General features: G+C 67.3%; 16 protein-coding genes. 6 read left to right on the top strand and 10 right to left on the bottom strand.

The features are described 5' to 3' along the window. Nucleotides 1-8 precede the first annotated feature (8 nt). Genes J7U46_RS01430 through J7U46_RS01405 form a run of 6 tightly spaced genes read left to right on the top strand, consistent with a single transcriptional unit; the run spans nucleotide 9 to nucleotide 8003 of the window. Nucleotides 9-1964 carry an XrtA/PEP-CTERM system amidotransferase gene (locus J7U46_RS01430; protein ID WP_282823030.1) on the top strand — a complete coding sequence of 652 codons (1956 nt, stop codon included), beginning with the start codon at nucleotides 9-11 and terminating at the stop codon, nucleotides 1962-1964. 8 nt (nucleotides 1965-1972) lie between these two features. Further along, complete coding sequence (locus J7U46_RS01425) at nucleotides 1973-3205, top strand: TIGR04063 family PEP-CTERM/XrtA system glycosyltransferase (RefSeq protein ID WP_282824930.1); 1233 nt, start codon at nucleotides 1973-1975, stop codon at nucleotides 3203-3205. Between the two features lie 9 nt (nucleotides 3206-3214). Then, the gene (locus J7U46_RS01420; protein WP_282823029.1) at nucleotides 3215-4321 is read left to right on the top strand and encodes a glycosyltransferase family 4 protein; all 1107 of its coding nucleotides are present in this window, start codon (nucleotides 3215-3217) and stop codon (nucleotides 4319-4321) included. Nucleotides 4322-4338: 17 nt separating this feature from the next. Then, nucleotides 4339-5688: an AMP-binding protein gene (locus J7U46_RS01415; protein ID WP_282823028.1), complete on the top strand. Its 1350-nt coding sequence runs from the start codon at nucleotides 4339-4341 to the stop codon at nucleotides 5686-5688. Nucleotides 5689-5712: 24 nt separating this feature from the next. Then, entirely contained in the window at nucleotides 5713-7038 is a 1326-nt protein-coding gene (locus tag J7U46_RS01410; protein ID WP_282823027.1) for a putative O-glycosylation ligase, exosortase A system-associated, read from the top strand. Further along, nucleotides 7035-8003, top strand: a complete 969-nt coding sequence (locus tag J7U46_RS01405; protein WP_282823026.1) for a polysaccharide deacetylase family protein — start codon at nucleotides 7035-7037, stop codon at nucleotides 8001-8003. The genes J7U46_RS01410 and J7U46_RS01405 overlap by 4 nt, the downstream gene beginning before the upstream one ends. 70 nt (nucleotides 8004-8073) lie before the next feature. Here J7U46_RS01405 and J7U46_RS01400 read toward each other — a convergent pair whose 3' ends face one another. Genes J7U46_RS01400 through J7U46_RS01355 form a run of 10 tightly spaced genes read right to left on the bottom strand, consistent with a single transcriptional unit; the run spans nucleotide 8074 to nucleotide 23421 of the window. Next, nucleotides 8074-13032, bottom strand: coding sequence for an Ig-like domain-containing protein (locus tag J7U46_RS01400; protein ID WP_282823025.1), 4959 nt, complete (start codon nucleotides 13030-13032; stop codon nucleotides 8074-8076). Between the two features lie 32 nt (nucleotides 13033-13064). Next, nucleotides 13065-13802, bottom strand: a complete 738-nt coding sequence (locus J7U46_RS01395; RefSeq protein ID WP_282823024.1) for a class I SAM-dependent methyltransferase — start codon at nucleotides 13800-13802, stop codon at nucleotides 13065-13067. A 15-nt stretch (nucleotides 13803-13817) separates the two neighbouring features. Beyond that, nucleotides 13818-15488 carry an asparagine synthase C-terminal domain-containing protein gene (locus tag J7U46_RS01390; RefSeq protein ID WP_282823023.1) on the bottom strand — a complete coding sequence of 557 codons (1671 nt, stop codon included), beginning with the start codon at nucleotides 15486-15488 and terminating at the stop codon, nucleotides 13818-13820. A 32-nt stretch (nucleotides 15489-15520) separates the two neighbouring features. Then, nucleotides 15521-16510 (bottom strand): glycosyltransferase, encoded by a 990-nt coding sequence (locus J7U46_RS01385; RefSeq protein WP_282823022.1) that lies wholly within the window; start codon nucleotides 16508-16510, stop codon nucleotides 15521-15523. Further along, nucleotides 16507-17610, bottom strand: coding sequence for a glycosyltransferase (locus J7U46_RS01380; protein WP_282823021.1), 1104 nt, complete (start codon nucleotides 17608-17610; stop codon nucleotides 16507-16509). Before J7U46_RS01380 ends, J7U46_RS01385 begins: the two co-directional genes overlap by 4 nt. Then, entirely contained in the window at nucleotides 17594-19048 is a 1455-nt protein-coding gene (locus J7U46_RS01375; protein WP_282823020.1) for a lipopolysaccharide biosynthesis protein, read from the bottom strand. The genes J7U46_RS01380 and J7U46_RS01375 overlap by 17 nt, the downstream gene beginning before the upstream one ends. Next, the gene (locus tag J7U46_RS01370; RefSeq protein WP_282823019.1) at nucleotides 19045-20301 is read right to left on the bottom strand and encodes a glycosyltransferase; all 1257 of its coding nucleotides are present in this window, start codon (nucleotides 20299-20301) and stop codon (nucleotides 19045-19047) included. Before J7U46_RS01370 ends, J7U46_RS01375 begins: the two co-directional genes overlap by 4 nt. Continuing rightward, on the bottom strand, nucleotides 20298-21431 hold the full coding sequence (locus J7U46_RS01365) for a GNAT family N-acetyltransferase (RefSeq protein ID WP_282823018.1): 1134 nt from the start codon (nucleotides 21429-21431) through the stop codon (nucleotides 20298-20300). The genes J7U46_RS01370 and J7U46_RS01365 overlap by 4 nt, the downstream gene beginning before the upstream one ends. Next, nucleotides 21428-22711: a DegT/DnrJ/EryC1/StrS family aminotransferase gene (locus J7U46_RS01360; RefSeq protein WP_282823017.1), complete on the bottom strand. Its 1284-nt coding sequence runs from the start codon at nucleotides 22709-22711 to the stop codon at nucleotides 21428-21430. The genes J7U46_RS01365 and J7U46_RS01360 overlap by 4 nt, the downstream gene beginning before the upstream one ends. Further along, a complete protein-coding gene (locus tag J7U46_RS01355) occupies nucleotides 22708-23421 on the bottom strand; it encodes an ABC transporter permease (RefSeq protein ID WP_282823016.1) in 714 nt (237 codons plus the stop codon). Before J7U46_RS01355 ends, J7U46_RS01360 begins: the two co-directional genes overlap by 4 nt. Nucleotides 23422-23431 lie beyond the last annotated feature (10 nt).

The following is a 23431-nucleotide window of genomic DNA, read 5'->3' as shown; positions in this document are numbered from 1 at the left end:
CACCAGCCATGTGCGGTATCACAGGAATTTTCGACACCCGCGGCACCGGCGCCATCGCGCCCGAGCAGTTGCAGCGCATGAACGACTCGCAATGGCACCGGGGCCCCGATGAGGGCTCGCTGCACCTCGAGCCAGGATTGGGCTTTGGCCACCGCCGCCTGTCCATCATCGACATCGCCACAGGCCAGCAGCCGCTGTTCAATGCCGACCGCTCGGTGGTCATCGTCTTCAACGGCGAGATCTACAACTATCAGAGCCTGATGGCCGAGCTGCAGGCACTGGGCTACGCCTTCCACACGAAGAGCGACACGGAATGCATCGTGCACGCCTGGGAGGCCTGGGGCCCCGACTGCGTCAAGAAGCTGCGCGGCATGTTCGCCTTCGCGATCTGGGACAGCAGCAAGCAGACGTTCTTCATCGCCCGCGACCGCCTGGGCGTGAAGCCCATGTACTACTCGCTGCTGGACGACGGCAAGCTGCTGTTCGGCTCCGAGATGAAGTCCATCCTGGCCTACCAGGACGCGCAGGGCGGCATGCGCCGCGAGATCGACCCGCTGGCGGTCGAAGAGTATTTCGCCCTCGGCTATGTGGCCGAGCCGCGCTGCATCTTCAAGCAGGCCAAGAAACTGGCCCCGGGCCACAGCCTGACGATCCGCCGCAGCCAACCGATTCCGGAGCCGGTCGAATACTGGGACGTCCACTTCACGCTCGACAACAAGATCGGCCTTGACGACGCCTGCGACGAGCTGCGTGAGCGGCTGCAGGAGTCGGTGCGGCTGCGCATGATTGCCGAAGTGCCGCTGGGTGCCTTCCTGTCGGGCGGCGTTGATTCCAGCGCCGTGGTGGCCACGATGGCCGGCATCTCGGACGGCCCGGTCAACACCTGCTCGATCGGCTTCGATGATCCCAAGTTCAATGAGTCGGCCTTTGCCCAGACGGTGGCCGATCGCTACAAGACCAACCACCGGCTCGAGATCGTCAAGAGCGACGACTTCGACCTGATCGACATGCTGGCCCGTCTCTACGACGAGCCCTATGCCGACAGCTCGGCCATCCCGACCTACCGGGTCTGCCAACTGGCACGCAAGCATGTGACCGTGGCGCTGTCGGGCGATGGTGGCGACGAGAGCTTTGGCGGCTACCGCCGCTACCGCATGCATTTGATGGAAGAGAAGATGCGCTCGGCCCTGCCGGCCGGCCTGCGCCAGCCGCTGTTCGGCATGCTCGGGAAGATCTACCCCAAGGCCGACTGGGCGCCGCGCATGTTCCGCGCCAAGACCACCTTCCAGGGCATGGCGCGTAGCTCGGTCGAGGCCTATTTCCATTCGGTCTCCATCCTGCGCGGCCCGATGCGCGACCAGCTCTTCAGCCAGAAATTCAAGGCCGAGCTGGCCGGGTACGACGCACAAGCCGTGTTCGATCATCACGCCGCCAAGTCCAATACCGACGATCCGCTGGCGCTGATCCAGTACCTCGATACCAAGACCTACCTGGTTGGCGACATCAACACCAAGGTCGACCGCGCCAGCATGGCGCACTCGCTGGAAGTGCGCGAGCCGCTGATGGACCATGAGCTGGTCGAGTGGCTGGCCACGCTGCCGTCCCACCTCAAGATCAAGGGCCAGGAGGGCAAGTATTTGTTCAAGAAGGCGATGGAGCCGCAGCTGTCGGAAGACATCCTCTACCGCCCGAAGATGGGCTTTGCCGTGCCGCTGGCGCGCTGGTTCCGTGGGCCATTGAAGCAGCGCGTGCGTGACGCCATCCTCGGCGACCGCCTGGCCTCCACCGGTTGGTTCCAGCCCGAGTACCTGCGCCACCTGGTCGATGGCCATCAGAGCGGTGCCTATGACTACAGCGCGCCGCTGTGGACGCTGTTGATGTTCGAAGCCTTCCTGCGCCAGGTCGTGGACGGCGGGGCGAACGTGACCGGCCTCGCACGACAAGCCGAAGAGGCGGTGGCCTGAGCATGACTATCCGCGTTCTGCACGTCCTCGATCATTCCATTCCGCTGCACAGTGGCTACACCTTTCGCACGCTGTCGCTGCTGCGCGAGCAGCGCAAGCTCGGTTGGGAGACCCACCACCTGACCAGCCCCAAGCACGCCGCCGGCCTCGGGCCCAAGGCGACCGACGCGCTCGAAGAGACGGTCGATGGCTGGCACTTCTTCCGCACGCCGCCGGCCACCGGCGGCCTGCCCGGCCTCGGCCAGTTGCAGCTGATGCGCCAGACGCGTGCGCGCCTGCAGCAGGTGGCCGAGCAATTGCGACCCCACATCATCCATGCCCATTCGCCGGTGCTCAATGCACTGCCGGCCATCAAGGTGGGCCGCGCGCTGGGTATTCCGGTGGTCTACGAAATCCGCGCCTTCTGGGAAGACGCGGCGGTGGACCACGGCACGACCAAGGAAGGCAGCCTGCGCTACCGCATCACGCGGGCCATGGAGACCCATGCACTGAAGCAGGTCGACCATGCCTTCACGATCTGCGAGGGCCTGCGTGCCGACATCGTGGCGCGCGGCATTCCGGCGGCCAAGGTCACGGTGATACCGAATGCCGTGGACATCGAGAACTTTGAACCTGGCGGCCAGCCCGACGAGGCCCTGAAGGCGCAGCTCGGCCTCACCGGCTGCACGGTGCTGGGCTTCATCGGTTCTTTCTATGCCTACGAAGGCCTGGACCTCTTGATGGCGGCCTTGCCGCAGATGCTGGCCCAGCGGCCTGACGTGCGTCTGCTGCTGGTCGGCGGCGGCCCGCAGGATGCGGCACTCAAGGAGCAAGCCAAGCAGCTCGGCGTGGCCGACAAGGTGGTGTTCACCGGCCGCGTGCCGCACTCCGAAGTCAATCGCTATTACGACCTGGTCGACGTGCTTTGCTACCCGCGCCATTCGATGCGTCTGACCGAGCTGGTCACGCCCTTGAAGCCGCTGGAGGCGATGGCCCAGGGCCGCATCCTGGTGGCCTCCGACGTGGGCGGCCACAAGGAGCTGATACGCGACGGCCAGACCGGCGTGCTGTTCAAGGCCGGCCATCCCGAGGCCCTTGCCGAAGCGACGTTGGGCCTGCTCAACAAGCCCGAGAGCTGGGACGCACTGCGCCGACAGGGCCGCGCCTTTGTCGAGAACGAGCGCAACTGGCGTGCTTCGGTGAGCAACTATCCGGCGGTCTATGAGCGGCTGCTGGCGGGTGCGCGCCGCGCGCCAGCCTGAACGCGCGAGATGAAGGAGTTCGAGCGCCTGCGCATCCTGCTGGTCGGCCCCTTGCCGCCGCCAGCCGGCGGCATGGCCAATCAGACCCGGCAGCTTTCGGAGTTGCTGCGTGGCGAGGGCGCTGACGTTGAACTGGTGCAGACGAACGCGGCCTTCAAGCCGGCCTGGGTCGGGCGTATCCCCATGCTGCGCGCCTTCTTCCGCCTCTTGCCTTATCTGTGGGCGCTGTGGCGCGCGGCAGGGCGCAACGACGTGATGCACCTGATGGCCAACTCCGGCTGGTCCTGGCATCTGTATGCGGCGCCGGCCATCGTGCTGGCACGCTTGCGTGGCCTGCCGGTGATGGTCAATTACCGGGGGGGCGAGGCGGCCGGCTTTCTTGAATCTTCGGGCGCCGTCGTCGCGATGACGCTCAAGCGCGCGCAGGCCCTGCTGGTGCCGTCCGGTTTTCTGCAGGCGGTGTTCGCGCCCCATGGCTACCAGGCGCAGATCGTGCCGAACGTGGTGGACCTGCAGCGCTTCCAGCCGGCTGAGCACGAACCTGCCACGCCGCACCTGATGGTGGCCCGCAACCTGGAGCCGCTGTATGACAACGAGAGCGCGATCCGCGCCTTGGCCTTGGTGCGCGAGCGCTATCCGGCGGTGCGCATGACCGTGGCCGGCAGTGGCCCGGAGCTGGGCCGCTTGAAGGCGCTGGCCGAGGAGCTGGGGCAGGGCGGTGCCATTCATTTTGCCGGTCGCCTGGATCGCGAAGCGATGGCGGCGCTGTACCGCGAGGCCACGATCTCGCTGAACCCGAGCCTCGCTGACAACATGCCCAACTCGGTGCTCGAGTCCATGGCCAGCGGCGTGCCGGTGGTGTCAACCGATGTGGGCGGCGTGCCCTATCTGCTGTTGCATGAACAGACCGGCCTCCTGGTCCAGCCGAAAGACCCAGCGGCGCTGGCTGCCGCTGTGCTGCGCCTGCTGGACGAGCCTGCGCTGCGGCAGCAATTGCGCCAGGCCGGTCTGGCCGAGGTGCAGCGCTACACCTGGGCCCGCGTGGCGCCGCTGCTGGCCGGCCACTACCGTGCCCATCTGCCACCGCATGCCGCGCCGGCAGCCAAGCATTCCTGAGCGAGCCAGAATCCACCATGCCTTCCCTCTACACCCGCTTCGTCTCTGGCGCGCTGTTCCCGCTGCATGAGCGGCTCAAGCACCACGACTCGGTGGCGCTGCGAAAGCAGATGGAGCGCAGCCAATGGCTGAAGCCGGCTGAGCTGGAAGCCCTGCAGCTCCAGCGGCTCAATGCGCTGCTGGCCAATGTCGGGCGGCATGTGCCTTACTACCGCGAGCTGTTCACCCGTGAAGGCATTGCCGCCGGCGAGTTCAAGAGCCTCTCGGAGCTGCAGCGCCTGCCTTTCCTGACCAAGGCAGTGATTCGCGCCAATACCGAAGCCATCAAGAGCGATCAGGCTGAGGGCCTGGCCCGGTTCAACACCGGCGGTTCCTCGGGCGAGCCGCTGATCTTTTTCATCGGCAAGCAGCGCGTCTCGCATGACGTGGCGGCCAAGTGGCGTGCCACGCGCTGGTGGGACGTGGACATCGGCGACCCCGAGATGGTGGTCTGGGGCTCACCCATCGAGCTCGGCGCGCAGGACCGCGTCAAGGCGATCCGCGACAAGCTGCTGCGCACTGAGCTCTTGCCGGCCTTCGAGATGAGCGAGGCCAAGCTCGACAGCTTCGTGACTGCGATCCGCCACAAGAAGCCGCGCATGCTGTTCGGCTACCCGTCGGCGCTCTCGCACATCGCCAAGCATGCGCGCGCCAAGGGCCAGCGCATGGACGACCTCGGCATCAAGGTCGCCTTCGTCACCTCCGAACGCCTCTACGACGAGCAGCGAGCGCTGATCTCCGAGGTCTTCGGCTGCCCGGTGGCCAACGGCTATGGTGGCCGTGATGCCGGTTTCATTGCCCATCAATGTCCGTCGGGCGGCATGCACCTGACGGCCGAAGACGTGATCGTCGAGCTGGTCGACAAGGATGGAATGCCCGTCGCGCCGGGAGAGGCCGGTGAGATCATCGTCACGCACCTGGCCACCAGCGACTTCCCCTTCATCCGCTACCGCACCGGTGACGTGGCGGTGATGGATACGGCGCAATGTCCATGCGGCCGCGGCCTGCCGATGCTCAAGGAGATCCAGGGCCGCAGCACCGATTTCGTCATCACGGCGGAGGGCACGGTGATGCATGGCCTGGCTTTGATCTACATCCTGCGCGACCTGCCGGGCCTCACGTCCTTCAAGGTGGTGCAGCACAGCCGCGAGCGCTGCGAGGTGCTGCTAGTACCGGAAGCCAGCTTCGATGCCGGCGCGCCGGCGCGCATCATTGCCGGCTTCAAGAAGCGGCTGGGCGAGCAGGTGGAGGTCGAGGTCAAGATCGTCGATACCATCCCGCCCGAGAAGTCCGGCAAGTTCCGCTACATCATCAGCCACGCCGTCTGAGCCCTGACCTGAACGCCTGAACGCATGCGCGATTTACTGATCATCACCATCGTCGTGCTGGCCTCGCTGGCGGCTTTGCGGCGCCCCTGGGTGGGCATCCTGGCCTGGACTTGGCTGAGCATCATGAATCCGCACCGCTACACCTACGGATTCGCCTATGACGCGCCGCTGGCCGCCATGGTGGCGGTGACCACGCTGCTCGGTGCCTTGTTCACCCGCGACAAGCACAGCCCCTTTCTGGGCCCGCCGGTCAAGTGGTTCACCGTGTTCATGCTGTGGATCACGCTGTCCTGGCTGGCTGGCCTCGACACCGATGGCGACTATCCGCAGTGGAACAAGGTCATGAAGATCGATTTCATGATCCTCGTCGCCCTGGCCCTGGCCAACACCAAGAAGCAGATCCTGCTGCTGGGCTGGGTGGCGGTGGGCTCGCTCGCCTTGCTGGGCGCCAAGGGCGGGCTCTTCACGCTGATGACCGGCGGCAGCTATCGCGTGTGGGGACCACCGGGCTCCTTCATCTACGACAACAACGAATTCGCGCTGGCCATGGTGATGACCGTGCCGCTGCTGCGCTTTCTGCAACTGCAGATGGACGGCAAGCTGCTGAGGCATGTGATGTCGGTGCTGATGATTCTCTGCATCGCCTCGGCGCTGGGCAGCTATTCACGCGGCGGCATGCTGGCCACGGTGGCGATGGCCTTGTACTTCTGGTGGCGTTCCAAGAAGAAGCTGATGCCGGCCATCCTGATGCTGGTGGTGGGTGCGGCCTTGCTGGCCGTGATGCCCGACCAGTGGTCGGAGCGCATGAGTTCGGTCCAGTCCTACGAGCAGGATCGGTCTGCCATGGGCCGCATCAGCGCCTGGTGGAACGCCTGGAACCTGGCCTTCCACTATCCGTTCGGCGTGGGTTTCAACGCAGCGCGGCCCGATTTGTTCGCACGCTTCTCGCCCTATCCCGACTACGTGCATGCGGCGCACAGCATCTACTTCCAGGTGCTGGGCAATCACGGCTTTGTCGGCCTCTTCATCTTCTTGGGCATTTGGGTGTCGACCTGGCGCAGCGCGTCCTGGCTGATCAAGAACGGCGCGGCTCAAGCAGAGACCCGCTGGTGCTCCGACCTTGGCACCATGGCTCAGGTCTGTTTGCTGGCCTTTGCCGTGGGCGGGGCTTTCCTGAGCCTGTCCTACTTCGACCTGCCCTATGTGGTCATGGTGCTGGTGGTGACCACACGGGTCTGGATGCAGGGCAAGGGCTGGTTGAGCGAAGCCAAGACCAAGACCAAGACCAGTCGCTGGGACCTGATGCTGGGTCTGGTGACGCGGCCAGACCCCAAGGCGGAGTCGGCATGATCCGCACGCTGATGGGGCTGGCCTCGCCGGCTGGGCCCCGTGCCCGCTTGTCCATCCTGATCTTCCATCGGGTGCTGGACCAGCCAGATCCGCTGTTCCCGGGTGAGATCGACCGGCAGGCTTTCGACGCCATCTGCGGCTGGTTGAGGGACTGGTTCCAGGTCTTGCCACTGGACGAGGCCATGGCCCGCCTCCAACGCGGCGACCTGCCGGCGCGGGCGGCGGCCATCACCTTCGATGACGGCTATGCCGACAACGAGGCCATCGCCCTGCCCATCCTGCAGAAGCACGGCCTGCCGGCCACCTTCTACATCGCCACCGCTTACCTGAATGGGGGCCGCATGTGGAACGACTCGGTGATCGAGTCGATACGCTTGTGTCCGGAGGCGACATTGGACCTGACGGGCACGCCGGCTGCGGCGCTGGGCCAGTTGGACCTTGGATCGATAGAGGCACGCCGCGCCGCCATTGGCGCCGTGCTCTCGGCTACCAAGTACCTGGAGCCGGGTGAACGACAGGAATGGGCCGGTGCTTTGCAACAGCGCAGCCATGCGCAGTTGCCGAAAAACCTGATGATGAGTTCTGAGCAGGTGAGGGCGCTGCGCCGCGCCGGCATGCTGATCGGCGCCCACACGATGAACCATCCCATCCTCGCGCGCCTGTCCGAGGCCGAAGCCGAGACTGAGATTGCTGAGGGGCGCGATGCGCTGGAGCAACTAATCGGCGAGCCGGTGCGGCATTTCGCCTACCCGAACGGCAAGCCGGTGCAGGACTACGACGCGGCCAGCGTGGCCATCGTCAAGCGCCTTGGTTTTGACAGCGCGGTCTCCACCGCCTGGGGGGCGGCCAGTGCTGCCACTGACCTGCACCAGGTGCCGCGCTTCTCGCCTTGGGACCGCAGCCGAGGCAAGTTCGGCTTGCGCTTGCTCAAGAACCTGATGGCCGGGCCCGAAGCCCGGCTCTAGACCCCCGTCCTGCTCCAATGAGAAGGGCCGGCATTGCCGGCCCTTTGTCTTTCAGCCCAGTTGCCGTCGCTCAGTTGCCCCAGGCTTCCAGTTCCACCACGCGGCTGTACCAGTACAAAGCGTTGCTGATGGTGACGCGGACGCGGTCGGTGCTGACAGCCGGGAAGCTGATCGAGCGCATCACCTTGTTGTTGCCGCTCACGGCACCGCCGGGCACGGTGACCCAAGCCGAGCCATTCCAGTACTGCACCGTGAAGTCCTGAACGCCATAGAGCGTGAACGTGGTGCTGTCGGTGGGCTCGACGCCGGCCGCATAGTTGTCGGCCAGTGTGTACAGCACGATGCGATCAATCGTCTTGCTGCCGCTGAAATTGATCTGCAGCCAATCGGGGAAGCTGCTGGCCGACGCGTCGTTCCAGCCACCGCCGTTGGCCCAGCGATTGCCCTTGCGGTCGCCGTCGTTGACGGCGCTCACGGGGTAGGCCGTCGAGTAGACCGAGGACGCCGTGGCCACGCCACCGTTGGCCTGCAGGGCCACATTGATGGAACTGCCGCCGGAGGCCGGGTTGACGGTGATGCTGGTGCCCGCCGTCGTGGTGGTGGCGCCGCTGTTGTCCGTCGCGCGGGCGGTCAGCACATAGCTGCCTGCCGTGACGCCGCTCCAGCTGAAGGCGTAGGGCGCAGACAGGCTCTCGCCGATCTTGCTGCCATTGGCGAAGAACTCGACCTTGCTCACCGTGCCGTCGCTGTCGCTGGCGGAGGCTGTCAGGCTGATCGTTGCTGGGTCGGTGTAGCTGCTGCCGCCGGCCGGCGCCGTCAGGCTCACTGTGGGCGCCACATTGGCCGGCGGGCTGACCGTGATGCTCACGCTGCCCGAGGTGGTGGTGGCACCGCTGTTGTCGGTCGCGCGGGCGGTCAGCACATAGCTGCCGGCCGTCACACCGCTCCAGCTGAAGCTGTAGGGCGCCGACAGGCTCTCGCCGATCTTGGTGGCGCCGGCAAAGAACTCGACCTTGCTCACCGTGCCATCAGCGTCGGCCGCGGTGGCCGTCAGCACGAGGCTGGCCGGCGCCGTGTAGCTGCTGCCGTTGGCGGGGCCGGTGAGGCTCACCGTCGGCGCCTGGTTGGGCGGCGGGTTGACCGTGATGCTCACGCTGCCCGAGGTGGTGGTGGCACCGCTGTTGTCGGTCGCGCGGGCGGTCAGTACATAGCTGCCGGCCGTGACGCCGCTCCAGCTGAAGCTGTAGGGCGCCGACAGGCTCTCGCCGATCTTGGTGGCACCGGCAAAGAACTCGACCTTGCTGACAATGCCGTCGCTGTCGCTGGCGTTGGCCGTCAGGGTGACGCTGGCAGGTGCCGTGTAGAGGCTGCCGCCGGCTGGCGCCGTGAGGCTGACGCTGGGCGCCACATTGGGTGCGTTGACGGTGATGCTGCTGGTCGTCGAGGTGGTGCTGGCGCCCCGGTTGTCGATGGCGCGCGCGGTCAGCACATAGCTGCCGGCCGGGACGCTGGTCCAGGCGAAGCTGTAAGGCGCTGCAGTGGCCTCGCCGATCTTGCTGGCACCGGCATAGAACTCGACCTTGGCAATGCTGCCATCGCTGTCGGCGGCCGTGGCGCTGAGCGTGATGCTGGCCGGTGCCGTGTAGCTGCTGCCGCCAGTCGGGCTGGTCAAGCTGACCGTGGGCGCCAGGTTGATGGTGACGCTGACGCCGGCCGAGGTGGTCGCGGCGCCGCTGTTGTCAGTCGCGCGTGCCGTCAGCACGTAGCTGCCGGCCGCCATGCCGCTCCAGTTCAGGCCGTAGGGCGCTGACGTGCTTTCGCCGATCTTGGTAGCGCCGGCATAAAACTCGACCTTGACGATGCTGCCGTCGCTGTCGGCCGCGTTGGCGCTGACGCTGACCGTGGCTGGCGCGCTGAAGAGGCTGCCGGTGGTGGGCGAGCTCAGGCTGACCGTGGGCGCCACGTTGGGCGCATTGACGACGATGGCCACGGCGCTGGACGTGGTGGTGGCGCCGGCATTGTCGGTGGCCACGGCGGTCAGCACATAGCCACCGGGCGTCACACCCGTCCAGGCATAGCTGAAGGGCGCAGTCGTGCTCTCGCCGATCTTGGTGGCGCCATTGAAGAACTCGACCTTGGCGACGCTGCCGTCGCTGTCGGTCGCGGTGGCCTGCAGCGTGATGCTGGCCGGTGCCGTGAAGTTGGCGCCGGGCAGCGGCGAGGTGAGGGCCACGGCCGGCGGCGTGTTGGGGCCGGCATCGCCCGAGGTCCAGGCTTCCAGTTCGACGATGCGGCTGTACCAGTAGAGCGAGCTGCTGACCAGCACACGGATGCGGTCGGTGGTAACGGCCGGGAACGTGAAGCCGCGCATCACGTAGTTGTTGCCGGTGACGCTGCCGCCGGGCACGGTGACCCAGCTGCTGCCGTTCCAGTACTGCACCTGGAAGTCGGTCAGGCCGTATTGTGTGAACGTGGTGCTGGCCGTCGCCTCGGGGGCGCTGGCGTAGTTGTCGGCCAGCGTGTACACGACGATGCGGTTGATCGTCTTGCTGCCGCTGAAGTTGATCTGTGCCCAGTCGGTCCAGCTGCTGGCCGAGGCGTCGTTCCAGCCGCCGCCGTTGCCCCAGTTGTTGCCGCGCCGGTTGCCGTCGTTGATGGCGCTGACCGGATAGGCGGTGGAATAGACCGACGAGGCCGAGGCCACGCCACCATTGCTTTGAAGGGCCACATTGACGCTGGGGCCACTGCCCACGGGGTCGGACACGGTGACGTTGACCGTGCTGCTGGTGGTGGTGGCGCCGCTGTTGTCGGTGGCGCGCGCGCTCAGGGCGTAGCTGCCAGCGGCAACGCCGGTCCAGGCGTAGCTGAAGGGGGCCGAGGTTTTCTCACCGAGCTTGGTGGCTCCGGCGAAGAACTCGACTTTGGCCACGCTGCCATCGGCATCGGAGGCGCTGGCGGTCAGCGTGATGGCGGCTGGGCTCGTGTAGCTGCTGCCCCCGGTGGGCGCCGTGAGGCTGACCACGGGCGGCTGGTTGACTGACGGGTTGACGACGATGCTGACTGTGCTGCTGGTGGTGCTGGCACCGCCGTTGTCGGTGGCGACGGCCTTGAGGCTGTAGTTGCCGGCACTCACGCCGGACCAGTTGTAGGACCAGGGCGCCGACGTGGCTTCGCCGAGCTTGGTGCTGCCGGCATAGAACTCGACCTTGCTGACCGTGCCGTCGCTGTCACTCGCATTGGCGGTGAGCGTGATGCTGGCCGGCGCAGTGAAGACGTCGCCACTGATCGGCGCCCCGAGGCTCACCGTGGGTGGCGCGTTCGGCACCGGGATGACGGAGATGTTGACCGCAGCCGAGGTCGCCGTCATGCCGGTGTTGTCCGTGGCAACGGCGGTGATCGCATAGCTGCCTATCGCCACGTTGTTCCAGCTCAACGCATAGGGCGCGCTGCTGGCTTCACCGATCTTGGTGGCGCCGGCAAAGAACTCGACCTTGCTGATGCTGCCGCCCACGTCGGAGGCGTCGGCGCTGATGTTGATGCTGGCGGGTGCGAAGTAGCTGCTGCCGGCGGTGGGGGAGGTCAGGGCGACGGTGGGGGCGCCCACGGCCTTGACGAGCTTCAGGGCCCAGATGTCGCCCAGCATGCCAGTGGCGCGGCCGCCGAAGATCACGGTGCGTTTCAGGTCGGCGTCATAGGTGATCTGCGACAGGTAGCGGCCGGGCGGCGTGGTGGGCGTGCTGACCTGGGTCCAGGTGTTGCTGGCAACGTGGTAGTACCAGGTGTCGCTGGCACCTACACCCTCGCCGGTGCCGGCCTCGGCGCCGCCGAACAGCACGATGACGCCGTGCTCCTCGTCGTAACTCATGACCTGCTGCGCCCGGGGGGACGGCGCGACCGGCGGATTCATATTGGTCCAGGTGTTGCTGGGCAGGTGGTAAACCCAGGTCTGCCCGGGCTTGCTGTACTCGGGGCAGACCCCGTCGTATGAGCAGACGCCGCCAAACAGCACGAAGACGTCGTTGGCCTTGTCGTAGACGAGGGAGTTCAGCATCTCGCGCATGTGAGGCGGCGTGCCACCGCTCGGCACGGGCAACTGAGTCCAGAGCTTGGTGCGCACGTCCAGGCGCCAGACGCTCTTGTCCGAGCCCAGCGATTTGCCGCCAAACAGAACGAAGGCTTCGCTCGCGTCCGAATAGGCCACGGCCGGTGCAATCCGGGCGCCGGTGGGTGTGATGCCGGTGTTGCCGGGCGGCGTGTCCTGGCCGACCCAGGTCTTGGTGGCGGGATCGAAGTACCAGATGCCGGCACCAGCGGTTGCATACAGCTGGTAGCTGCTCCCCGGGTTCAGTCCAGTGATGGGGCTGGCCAGGGTCAGGGTCTTGGCGTTGTCGTCGTAGCCGCTCACAAGGACGTCAAAACCGCCCGAACGCAGGTGCCATTGCACGTAGCTGCCACTGGCGGGCGGGGTCAGGCTGGGGTCGACGACCTGGGTGGCCGTGGTGCCGGTGGCAGCGGTGCGTGTGGTGGCATAGGGAGGGCAGCGGTAGCCGCTGGCCACGCCGAAGATCCAGTACAGACGATTGACCGGGTCGTACTTGAAGTTCGTGTCGTCCGTGCCGTTGGGCTTGTCAAAGCCGTAGTTGCCTGGACAGTTGACCTGCGGGTCAATGACCGTCCAGTTGGTCGTGCTGGCGTTGTACGACCAGATGTCGTTCTCGTAACCGGTGGCGCCATTGCCACCGAAGATCACCATTTCATGCAGCAACGGATCCCACAGCATCTCGGTCCATACGCGGGCATAGGGTCCGACCGGCGGCGCGTATTTGGGGTTGGGAAGCTGGGTCCAGTTGCCGTTCAGCACCGGCGCCACCGGCGTTCCGGTGCCGCCTGCCGCTGCAATCCTGCGCTGATTGCCTTGTGCGGTGCTGGTCTTGCTGTCTTCGCCGTTACCGCCGCCGCAACTGCTCAACAGTGCGGCAGTCAGCAGGGCCAGGGCGAGTAGGGGGGAGGGGGTGATGCGCAGGCTCATGCCGCGCATCGTCGCCAGATTTCAAACCTGTGTCACCCCCCAAGTGGTGTGTCAATAGGTGACTCTGCGCTTCGGGTAGACCTGGCCCGCATGGCGAACTGGTAGCTCAGGAACTCGCGGACCGGAGGGATCTTCCCGGCATGGCGGCCGAACCAGCGGTTCAGCAAACGGTTGGCGCGGCCGCCTCCCTGGTCGCCCCAGCGGAGCGTGTAGCTGCTGTCGGTCAGGGCATATCCGGCCTGCTCCAGCAGACGGCGGCCGTCGCCGACGGTGAACCAGCGCCAATGGCTGTCGTCGAAGATGCCGCGCGGGCGGCGCGGAAAGCTGCCCTGCAGGAAGATGGCGCGCAGGGCTGAGAGGTGGCGGATGTTGGGCAGGCTGACCACCAACACGCCGCCGGGCCTCAGCAAGCCGTGCAGTTGCTCCAGCAAGCGTTCCGGTTGCTGCAGGTGCTCAAGCACATCGGCGCAGATGATGCAATCAAAGTCTTTTCGGCTCAGTTGTTCGAGCGCATCGGTCCGGCTCAGGTCGGCCTCGTGCACCTCGTCCAGCCGGCTGGCGGCCCGGGCGGCCAGCTCGCTCGAATACTCGATGCCGCAGACGCGCCGCTCCGGCCGCTGCTGCTTCAGCCCGAGGCCGAGTGAGCCGTCGCTGCAGCCGAGGTCGAGGATGTGCAGGGCCTGCCAAGGCACGAGGCTGGCAATGTCTTCGCGGGCGCCGGTGTACGCGGCCAGCCTTTGCTGAACGACGGCAGGGGCTGCTTCAGGCATGGGCGTCGCTCTCCGTCAGCTCAGCCGCACCAGCTTGCCATCGGCCCCGTGCGCCTGCAGCCATTGCTCCAGCATCATCAGGATCCACACCATCTCGCCGTAGTAGCCGGGGTGGGCTGGCAGCAGCTCGGCGAACAGGCGACGGGCGAATTCGGCGCGCACCCAGCCGCGCCCGACCAGGGCCTGCACGCTGCCTTCGGCCAGCTCGCGCAGTGCGGCATGGCGGGTGCACCAGACACCAAAAGGCAGGCCGAAGCCATGCTTGCTCTTGGTGATGATTTCGTCCGGCAGGAAGCCACGCAGCGCTTCCTTGAAGAACCAGCGAAGCTGGCTGCCCTTGAGCTTGTAGTCCTCGGGCAGCAGCAGCGAGAAGGCCAGGAGGTCGTCGTCCAGCAGCGGGAAGCCGACCTCGACGCCGGCCAGGCCACAAGCCTGGCGCACCTTGGGCAAGTCGCTCTCGGCCAGTGTGAAGCGCCAGTCGAAGGCGAGCTGGCGGTCCAGCTCGCTGGCCTCGGGAACCGCGCTCCAGACCTGGCGCTGCAGGCCCAGCGGCTCGGCCTGGTCGACCCGAGCCATGAATTCGGGCGTCAGCACTTCGGCGCGCCCGATGCGGGTCAAGAGGTTGTAGAGGTCGAGCCGGTCCGGCATTGGCGTGCCGGCCTGCTCGATGTAGCTGCGGCCCTTGCGTGCCAGCGGTAGCGTGCCGAGCGGCGTGTGCATGAGCAGCGGTTCCAGCAGACCGGCGCGCAAGAAGCCCGGCACGTTCTGGTACCAGCCGAACACGCGCTGCTTGGCGTAGCGGGCATTGCCGCCGAACAACTCGTCGCCGCCGTCCCCGGCCAGCAGGCGGGTCACGCCGTCGCTCTTGGCCAGCTTGGCGCAGCAATAGGCCGGCAGCAGCGAGGAGTTGCCAAAGGGCTGATCAATGGACGCGGCCACATGCGGAATCTCGCGCACCAGATCGTCTGGCGTCACGTAGTACTCATGATGGTCGGTGCCGAAATGCTTGGCCGCGAGGCGGGCATAGGCCATCTCGTCATAGCCCTCGGCCTCAAATCCGATGGAGTAGCTGGCCGGCTTGCTGCCCCCCAGCCGTGCCAGCATGCCGGCCACCGTGGAGCTGTCGGTGCCACCGCTGAGGAAGCAGGCGGCTTTGTGCTCACCGAGGCTGCGCTTGACGCCTTGCTGCACCAGGCGGCGGAACTCCTCCTTCAGGGCCACGAAGTCGGGCTGGGCCTGCGGCCGGAAGGCTGGCTGCCAGTAGGGCGTCACCTCGATCTTGCCGTCCTTGAACAGCGCCGAATGCCCGGCGGGCAGGCGCTGCACACCACTGAACACGGTGTGCGGCGAGGGGATGGCATGGAAGTGCAGGTAGTCGAACAGGGCCTGGGATTCGAGCTGGCCGGCGCCGAGTTCGTCGGCGCGGGTGGCGATGCGCAGCTCACCGTCCTCGATGCGCCAGCACAGCGTCTCGACGGCGAAGCGGTCCACCGCCATCCAGATGGCACCGTCGACGCGTCGCACGGCCACGGCAAAGCCACCACCGACCTGAGCCAGCTGCGCCGGTGCAGCGTCGGCCAGTGTGAGCCAGGCCTGGGTGCTGTCGCCCAGCGAGGCGTCGAAACGGGGCTGGCCCGCCGCGTGCAGAAGTGTGGCGCTGACCGTCGGTGCGGAGACTTGATTCATGCGGTGTTGATCAATGCTTGGGTTGCGGCGAATTATTCCCTGTGCTGACGCCTCAGCCGCCCGGCCAGCCCCACAAGTCGGGGACGATGCAGCCCTATCGCACACATCCCGGCGATCAGCAGCCAGCGCCAGCGCCGTTTGGCATCGCGCCGGGCCACGGTCCAGAGTGCTTGACGGGCGCGTGGATGACCGCCGTAGAAGAGCCCATAGGCTGCGTCAGCCTGTCGGACGGTCCAGCGCTGGCGCTGCTCCGGGCTCAGCAGGTCGCGGCTCAGCCAGCGCTCGCAGATGCGGAACAAGGTTTCGTAGTGCGCGCCGTTCGGACGGCGGAACAGCGTGCGCACCATCGAGCTCTCGACGATGCGGTAGCTGGCCAGGCGGCCCGGCAGATGCAAGATGGGATAGCGCTCGGCCAGGCGCAGCCACATGTCGTAGTCCTCGTAGCTGAGGCTGGCGTCGTAGCCGCCGACGGCGTCAATGGCCTCGCGCCGTATCAGGGTGGCCATGGCAGGAATGAAGTTGCCATTGGCGAGCACGCTGAACAGCATGCCGCTGGGCGGCGGCTCGGGTGCATGGTGGGCCTGCATCACGCTGAGCGGCAGGCGCCGGCCTTCCTCGTCGATCTGGTGGGCGTCCGAGTAAACCAGGGCAGCCTCGGGATGCTGACGCAGCAGTGCGAGTTGCTGCGCCAGGCGTTCGGGCTCCCAGAGGTCGTCGGCGGCGACCATGGCGATGTAGCGGCCGCGCGCCAGCCCCATCAGCTCGACCAGCGTCGGGCACAGGCCCAGGTTGCTGGCATGTCGGATGAAGCGGGCCTGCAACTGCAGCCGCTGCAGGCCCAGCTCGATGCGGGCAACCGAGTCGTCGGTGGACGCGTCGTCACAGACGATCAGCTCGAAGCCGGTCAGCGTCTGGGTCGCAACGCTCTGCAGACAGTCGTCGACAAAGCGCGCGTGGTTGTAGCAAAGCAGCAGCACGCTCACCTCGGGTGCCGTGCAGTCTGCCTGGCTCGCCCTGCTCATGGCTGCTGACGGCCCCGGTCCAGTTGCTCCAGCAAGGTCTGCAGGGCCTTGGCCTGGGCTTCGACGGAAAAGCGCTCCACAACGCTGGCCCGCGCCGCCGCACCGATCTCGCGGCGACGCCTCGGGTCGCGCAGTTCGGTCAGGGCCGCCAGCCAATCGGTCGGCGTGTCGGCCAGGAAGCCGTTGACGCCTTGCTCGATCACCGGCTCGTAGGACGGGATGCGCGTCGCGATCACCGGCAGGCCGACCGACATCTTGAGGCTCAGCCGGTTCTCGCTTTTGACGCTCCAACCCGGCGGCGGCATGCTGCCCAGCGGCGGTTGGCGGTCGATAGGAATGATGGCCAGGTCGGCCTCGCACAGGTGCTCGTAGACGCCCTGCGCATCCCAGGCCAGGGTTCGAATGTGCGGGTTCAGCGCCTGGCGCAGCAGGGCCTGACGCTCGGCCGGAAAGCGTTGCCAGTGCAGGCGGTACTTGCTGAGTCGCTCCAGCAAATGGCTGGACGGCGGGTAGTCGCCGATCACGTCGACGCGCAACCAGGCCGGCAGCGGCGGCAAAGCCGGCAGGCTGTAGAGCCGCGCCGAGGTCACGAGTACGGCGCGCAGCGGCCGCAGCCACTGGCCGCGCCCCGAATGCCAGCGTGTCTTGATGACCTCCGGATGCTCGATGCCGTCATGGATGACGGAAATGCGCGACTGCAGGTCGGCCGGATAGAGCTGGCGCAGATAGGGCGTCACGGTGACCGTGGCCGGGCAGGACTCCGCCATGCTGGGCACGACGCGGTCGCAGATCATGAACAGGCAGGGAATGCCCAGTGCACCAAGTTCGCGCGCCAGGGCCTCGGCGCTCTGGCCATAGACCTTCTGAAAGATCACCAGGCGTATGCCCTGGGCGGCGATGTCGGCAGCCCGCAGCTTCAGCTGAGGTTGCTCGCTGGCGGGTTGGCCTTCGTGCAGGGGCACGGCCTCCCAGCCAGCATGGGCCAGCTGGGGCAGCAGGTTGAGCAGGGCGATGCGGGTGCTGGGTACCGGGTCGGCAATGCTGCCGGCCAGGATCAGGCCGAGGCGGCGAGGTAGGCGGGCGTCAGCGCGGGCTTCCATACAGCTTGCCCCGCAAGAAGCCTGCCATGCGCTGACATTCGCTCCAGAGAGGGTGGGCGGCCAGGCGCAGGGCCAGGAGCAGCAGCGCTCCACCGGCCAGCGTCGCCCACAGGAGCGGGGCGACCGGATGCTCGGGGGCTGTGCCGTAGACCAGCACGATCAGCAGCGGGCCGACACCGGCCAGCACCGCGCAGGAGGCGCTGCGCAGCAGCAGCCCAGCCAGTTCGCTCCACTGGAAGGCAATGACTTCGCGGGCGCCACGCAGCCAGCTGACCAGGCTCAGCAACTGCGCGGCAGCAAAGCCGAGGGCTGCCTCCTCGAGGCCGAAGAACGCGCCCACCGAGGTGCAGAGAATCTGGCAGGCGGTGGCGAACAGCGTCAGGCGCAACACCCGGCCAGCCTGTCCTGCACCGATCAGGAGCTGTGGGCACAGCGCCGCCGGCAGGCCCACGGCCATGCCGAGGGCCATCCAGCGCAGTGGTGGTACGGCTTCGCCCCACTGCGGACCGTGCAGCAGCAGCACCAGCGGTGCACCGAGCAGGGCGACGCCTGCGGCAAAGCTCCAGCCGAGCACCGTCACGTAGCCAGTCGCGCGCAACCAGGGCTCGCGGCTGGAGCCCTGCTCCCGCGTGGTGCGGGCAAACAGCGGCAGGGCCACGGCATTGGTGGCATCCATCACCAGGCGAGCAAACATGCTGACCAGGCCGTTGGCCCGCGAGTACAGGCCTACGGCATGCAGGTCCTGCAGCTTGCCCAGCACCATCTCCGGAGCGCCGTTGCCCAGCGTGCCTGCCATGCTGGTCAGCGAGACCTTGCTGCCGAAGCTCAGCACCTCGCGCAGGCCCTGGCGGGTCGGCAGCCAGTGGAAGCTGTCCGGGCGGTAGTACAGGCCCACGGCGGCATTGGTCAGTGCGGTCACCAGGCTGCCCCAAGCGAGGCTGATGGGTCCGAAGTCCCGCCAGGCCAGCAGCAGCGTCGCCGCAGTGCCCGTCAGCGTGGCACTGAAGCGCATCAGGGCCAGGGCCTCGAAGCGCAGCGAGCGCATCAGCCAGGCATAGCTCATTGCGCCGAAGGAGTTGAAGACATAGCCCAGCGCGATCAGCCACATGATGGGCATGATGCGAGGGTCCTTGTAGAAGAGCGACAGCGGCCAGGCGGCCAGCAGTATCAGCACCGCCATCACGCTACCGGCGCCCAGCATGATGGTCCAGACGGCCTTGATGTGCTGCGGCTCCAGCTCACGCTTCTGCAGCAGAAACTGGCCGGCTCCCAGGTCGCGGAAGGCGGCGGCCAGCGAGACGAAGACCATGGTGACCGAGTAGACCCCGATCTCCGATGGTGTCATCAGCCGCGACAGGATGTAGGAAGCAGCGATCGACAGCGCCAATGCGGCGTAGCGATCGAGAAAAGAGAACGCGATGGCGCGGCGGGTGCTCATCGCTTGGGTGGCAAGCTGCTGACTCGCTCGAGCAGGCCGGCCAGGGCCTCGCTGCGGCCGCGTCGCGAGGCGGCCGCAATCGCATCGGAGCGGGCCAGCGTCTGCAGCTGTGACACGCTTCCCGAATGGCAGAACGCCTGCAGCAGGCGGGCGATGTCGGCCGCGTCGTCCAGGCGGGCGATGGCGTCTATGCCCGAATCCCTCAGCACGCGGGCGGTGTCGCCCACCGGGTCGCTGAGGCACAGCACTGGGCGGCCGGCGCGCAGGTATTCATAGAGCTTGGCCGGGATCTGCGCGTTGCAGTTGCTGGCCTGTAGCAGCAGGAGGCCATCGGCGCGCAGCATCTCTTCCAGCGCTTCGCGATAGGGAACGGGCGGCAGGATCTGCACATAGTCCAGCACGCCATGCTCGCTCGCCAGGCGGCGCAGCAGGTCTTCGGCCACCGCCGCGCGAAAGCGCAGTTGCAAGCGCGCCGGCGTGATGGCGCCGGCGTCGTGCAGGCGTTTGAGCGCCGCCATCAGCTGGGTGGGGTCGCGCTCGCTCGGGTAGACGATGCCGCTGTGCAGCAGCGTGATTGCGCCTGGATTCAGCGGGCCACCCGAGGCCAGTTCGCCGGCATGGGCGAAGCTGTCTTCGTCATAGCCGTTCTCCAGCAGGGCCAGGTCTTGCGCGCGCGCCGGATAGCGCTGGCGGTATTCCTCGACGCAACTCGGGGTGGTGAAGGTGCTGAGCGCGGCGCGGGCCACGGCCTCACGTTCAATGTCCTTGTAGGACTGCCAGGTCTTGGGGTCGGCCGGGTAACTGTCCTGCGCCATCGGATCGCGGAAATCGGCGATCCAGGGCAGGCCGCTGCGGCGCTGCAGCTCGGCGCCTATGCGGTGGGCCGTGGCAATGGGGTAGGTGCTCCAGATGGCTGCCGGCTTGTGTTTGCGGATCATCTCCATGCCCACGCGAACGGCATCGAAGCGCCAGCTGATCCAGCGGTCCGGCCGGGCCATCGCGCCGATGTAGCGGCCCTTGATGGACAGGTGGCGGGCGGTGTCGAGCGCGAAGGCGCGCCGCACCACGGTGCCGGCCGGGATGTCGGCCTCCAGGTCGGCGCTGGTGCGCTCATAGGCACGCGGGTCGGCCGAGAGCACCAGCGGCTGCCAGCCGAAATTCGGCAGGTGCTGGACGAAGCGCAGGGTGCGCTGGATGCCGCTGCTGCCCGCCAGCGGCGGGAAGTGGTAGGCAATCATCAGGACCGATTTCATGGCGCGCTGGTCTCCGCTGCAGGTGCGGCCGTGCTGGCCACTGGCGCGCTGGCGGCCTCCTTGGCGGCCTCTTTGGTGGCTTCAGCGGCTGCCGCAGCCGCCGCAGCCGCCTTGGCGCGCCGCGCTGCCAGGGCCTTCAGCCAGCCCCAGCGGAACGAAGTCAGGTGATAGAGCTCGCGCTTGTTGTCGGTCCAGCGCGTGTGCCACTCCATCACCTTGCCGTAGTACTCCAGGCGCTGGATGCGCTGCTGTTCGAGCAGCTGCTGGACGATGTCCTGGTGCAGCAGGAAGGCGGCCGAGTAACTCTGCAGCGCCTCGTCGTAAGTGGTCTTCAGCATCACCAGGGTCGTGCCCCGGCGCAGGCAGAGGTTGCTGGCCACGGTCTTGCCATCGAACAGCAGCTCGTAGACCACGGCCTCGCCCCGTGCGGCGGCCTCCGACAGCAAGCGTGTGTAGAAGCGGCCTTGTGCGTTGTCCGGCGTGATGGCGGTGCCGCTTTGCGCCTTCCAGCTGCGGCCTTCCATTTCGCCGTAGCGCTGGATCACGCCGACCATGTCGGCCTCGGCCTCGAAGCTGCGCATCTCGACGGCAATGCCCTCGGCCTGCAGCTTGTTGCGCTGCTTCTTCATGTTCTGGCGCAGGTTCTTGCCCCGCGCGGCCCAGTAGTCGTCGAAGCTGCCGGCGATGTCGACCCAGGCCGTGTCGATGTAGCCATCGTGGCGGCTGCGGGCCTCATCCTCGGCGCGCGGTGCGAACAGCGGGTCGAGCTGGGTCAGCGACAGGCTCAGTGCAAAGCCGAGCCGGCCCGAGCCGAGCAGGTCTTGTGCGAGCGCGTCGGGCGTGAGGCTGGCTTCGGCCACCCAGGCGCCCAGCGGCTGCTGCGAGGGCTGGAAGGTCTGCCAGCGCAGGCTGCCCGCAGGCTCCAGCAACAGCATGGCCTGGGCCTTGCCCTGAGCGTCGCGGCCGATCAGCAGCTGCTCGGCGCCCTGGCCGAACACGTCAAGGGCGGCCAGCGTCGCGGCACTGCCCATGAAGGGCAGGTCGCCGCGTTGCTGGTTCAGGCGGTCCCAGTCGGCCTGCAACTGCGGGTCCTGCGCCAGCTGGCTGGCGGCGGTGCGGGTCCATTTCATGTGGGGCTGACTTCCTGTTGAGACGGGTGCTGGCGCTGAGGCAGCAGGGACAGCAACTGCCTGGCCGTGTGCTGCACATCGTCGCTGCCCAGGTCCTGGTGGCACAGCAACTGCAGCAGATGGCGGCTCCAGCGGCGGCCCTGGTCCTGCGGCAGCTCGGGCGTGCCGGGCCAGAGGCGGTCCCAGCGGAACACCGGCAGGCCTTGCTCGCGCAGGGCGTGGTAGATCCGGTCGGCGTCCTCGACCCAGAACGGATAGACATAGGGCGCGCAATCGGCAATGCCGTTCTTGCCCAGGCCCGGCATGGCGTTGTGCTCGCCGAGCCATTGCTCGTAGAGCGCGAAGTTGCGCTGGCGCAGCGCGATGATGCGGTCCTGCGGCAGGTGCTCGCGCAGCAGCAGCGACAGTGCCAGCGGCTTGGCCGAGATGCGACCCATGTCGCAGCCCTGCATCAGTTCGTCGGCCGAGGTGTCGGCGGCGGGTGCCGGCGCCACGCGGGTGGAGACGGGCCCCGATTTGAGCCTGAACAGCGGTGCCAGCAGGGCCTGCAGGCCCGCCAGGCGGCGGTGGCGGGTGCCGATCTCCAGCACGTCGACCCAGGCCTTCAGCTGGGCCTTGAAACTCTGCGGCTGCAGGGTGGACGCCGGCAGCTGCCGGGTGGCCGAGGCCAGGACGCCGGCTTCCGGCACGGGAAAGAACTTGGACACGCTGGCGGTGGCGTAGTCGCCCCAGTGGCCGATGGCGCGCTCGCCGGCCTGGCCGAAGTAGCTGTGCGCGCAGTCTTCGATCAGGGCGATGCCCCGCTCGTCGCACCAGGCGCGCACGGCCGCGAGCGAGCGCGGCAGGCCAAAGTAGTGCGAGACCAGCATGGCGCGGGCCTCGGTGGCCTGCGCTGCCGTGATGCTGGCGAGTTCGGGCAGGCCCTCCGAATCGATGCCGAAGTAGGTCGGCTGCAGGCCCAGCATCAGCACCGGCGCGACCATGGTCGGGCAGTGGTAGGTGGGCAGCAGCACGGCGCTGCCGGCCGGCAGCTTCAGCAACTGCAGGGCCTGGTGGATGGCGGCGCGGCCGCTGGTGGTGAAGCGCAACTGCGGCAAGTCTTCGACCGATGGCAGGGTGGGCGCGGGCCGATGGCGCAGTGCGGCCCAGCCGAACACGGGCCCCTTGGGCAAGGGCAGCTTGGGAAGCGCGGGCTGGCTCAGGGCCTGTGCGCTGCTGACTGCGACAGGGCTGGCCCGGCTCAACTCGCCGGCAGGGGCCGGAGATGCCTGGGAGCTCACGGCTTGGCTGGCCCCGATGCTGCCGCAGCGGCCGGTGCCGAGGCGGCCTCGGCAGCCGCATCAGGCTCTTTCCAGCGGCCGGCGGCGCGCAGCTTCTCCTGCAGTTCGGTGCGCGGATACCCGAGGGCGAGGGCCTGGTGGGCTTCGGCCAGGGCCTTGTCGTGCAACTGCAGGCCGAAGTAGAGCAGGCCCAGGTTGTAGTGGGTGAGCGGGTTGTCCTTGGCCAATTGCAGGCGCACGACCTCGAGCTGGCGCAGCGCCTCGTCGGGGCGCTTCTTCTCGGTCAGGAAGTTGGCGTAGAGCATGCGCACGACGTGGTCGTCAGGGCGGAAGCGGATGGCGCGGTCGAACCAGCAGTCGACCGTGTAGCGCGAGCCCGAGGGCTGGTCGGTGCGCTCCCGGTCGGCCAGCTTGGCCATGGCCAGCAGGGCGTTCGGGTGGTTGGGAATCGCGCGCAGCGTGTAGTCGATGTCGCCGCCCGGGCGCAGCGCCGTCGTGCCGCGAATCAAGGCCTCGACCATGGGCGTGAAGTGAGCACCAATCACGATGGGCAGCTTGTCCCGGTCGTAGCGGAAATCGAAAGGGCCATAGGCATTGCCCAACTGGCCGCAGAGATTCGTCACGCCTTCCTGGGCCGATGCCAGCAGCGGAGTGGCCAGCAGCAGGGCCAGCAGCGGCGCGCGCAGCCAGGGCAGGCGGGATGAAGGCATGGGGTGATCC

Source organism: Pelomonas sp. V22, from assembly GCF_030014915.1.
Classification (GTDB): Bacteria; Pseudomonadota; Gammaproteobacteria; order Burkholderiales; family Burkholderiaceae_C; genus JAUASW01.
The sequence above is the reverse complement of the archived record's forward strand: the minus strand, read 5'-3'. Positions and strand labels throughout refer to the sequence as shown.

What these genes read in the sequence shown, in the direction of transcription:
- J7U46_RS01380 (WP_282823021.1), bottom strand. Translation starts at nt 17,610, where the DNA reads ATGGAAGCCCGCGCTGACGCCCGCCTACCTCGCCGCCTCGGCCTGATC.
- J7U46_RS01400 (WP_282823025.1), bottom strand. Translation starts at nt 13,032, where the DNA reads ATGAGCCTGCGCATCACCCCCTCCCCCCTACTCGCCCTGGCCCTGCTG.
- J7U46_RS01420 (WP_282823029.1), top strand. Translation starts at nt 3,215, where the DNA reads ATGAAGGAGTTCGAGCGCCTGCGCATCCTGCTGGTCGGCCCCTTGCCG.
- J7U46_RS01395 (WP_282823024.1), bottom strand. Translation starts at nt 13,802, where the DNA reads ATGCCTGAAGCAGCCCCTGCCGTCGTTCAGCAAAGGCTGGCCGCGTAC.
- J7U46_RS01365 (WP_282823018.1), bottom strand. Translation starts at nt 21,431, where the DNA reads ATGAAATGGACCCGCACCGCCGCCAGCCAGCTGGCGCAGGACCCGCAG.
- J7U46_RS01410 (WP_282823027.1), top strand. Translation starts at nt 5,713, where the DNA reads ATGCGCGATTTACTGATCATCACCATCGTCGTGCTGGCCTCGCTGGCG.
- J7U46_RS01430 (WP_282823030.1), top strand. Translation starts at nt 9, where the DNA reads ATGTGCGGTATCACAGGAATTTTCGACACCCGCGGCACCGGCGCCATC.
- J7U46_RS01370 (WP_282823019.1), bottom strand. Translation starts at nt 20,301, where the DNA reads ATGAAATCGGTCCTGATGATTGCCTACCACTTCCCGCCGCTGGCGGGC.
- J7U46_RS01415 (WP_282823028.1), top strand. Translation starts at nt 4,339, where the DNA reads ATGCCTTCCCTCTACACCCGCTTCGTCTCTGGCGCGCTGTTCCCGCTG.
- J7U46_RS01390 (WP_282823023.1), bottom strand. Translation starts at nt 15,488, where the DNA reads ATGAATCAAGTCTCCGCACCGACGGTCAGCGCCACACTTCTGCACGCG.
- J7U46_RS01405 (WP_282823026.1), top strand. Translation starts at nt 7,035, where the DNA reads ATGATCCGCACGCTGATGGGGCTGGCCTCGCCGGCTGGGCCCCGTGCC.
- J7U46_RS01385 (WP_282823022.1), bottom strand. Translation starts at nt 16,510, where the DNA reads ATGAGCAGGGCGAGCCAGGCAGACTGCACGGCACCCGAGGTGAGCGTG.
- J7U46_RS01375 (WP_282823020.1), bottom strand. Translation starts at nt 19,048, where the DNA reads ATGAGCACCCGCCGCGCCATCGCGTTCTCTTTTCTCGATCGCTACGCC.
- J7U46_RS01355 (WP_282823016.1), bottom strand. Translation starts at nt 23,421, where the DNA reads ATGCCTTCATCCCGCCTGCCCTGGCTGCGCGCGCCGCTGCTGGCCCTG.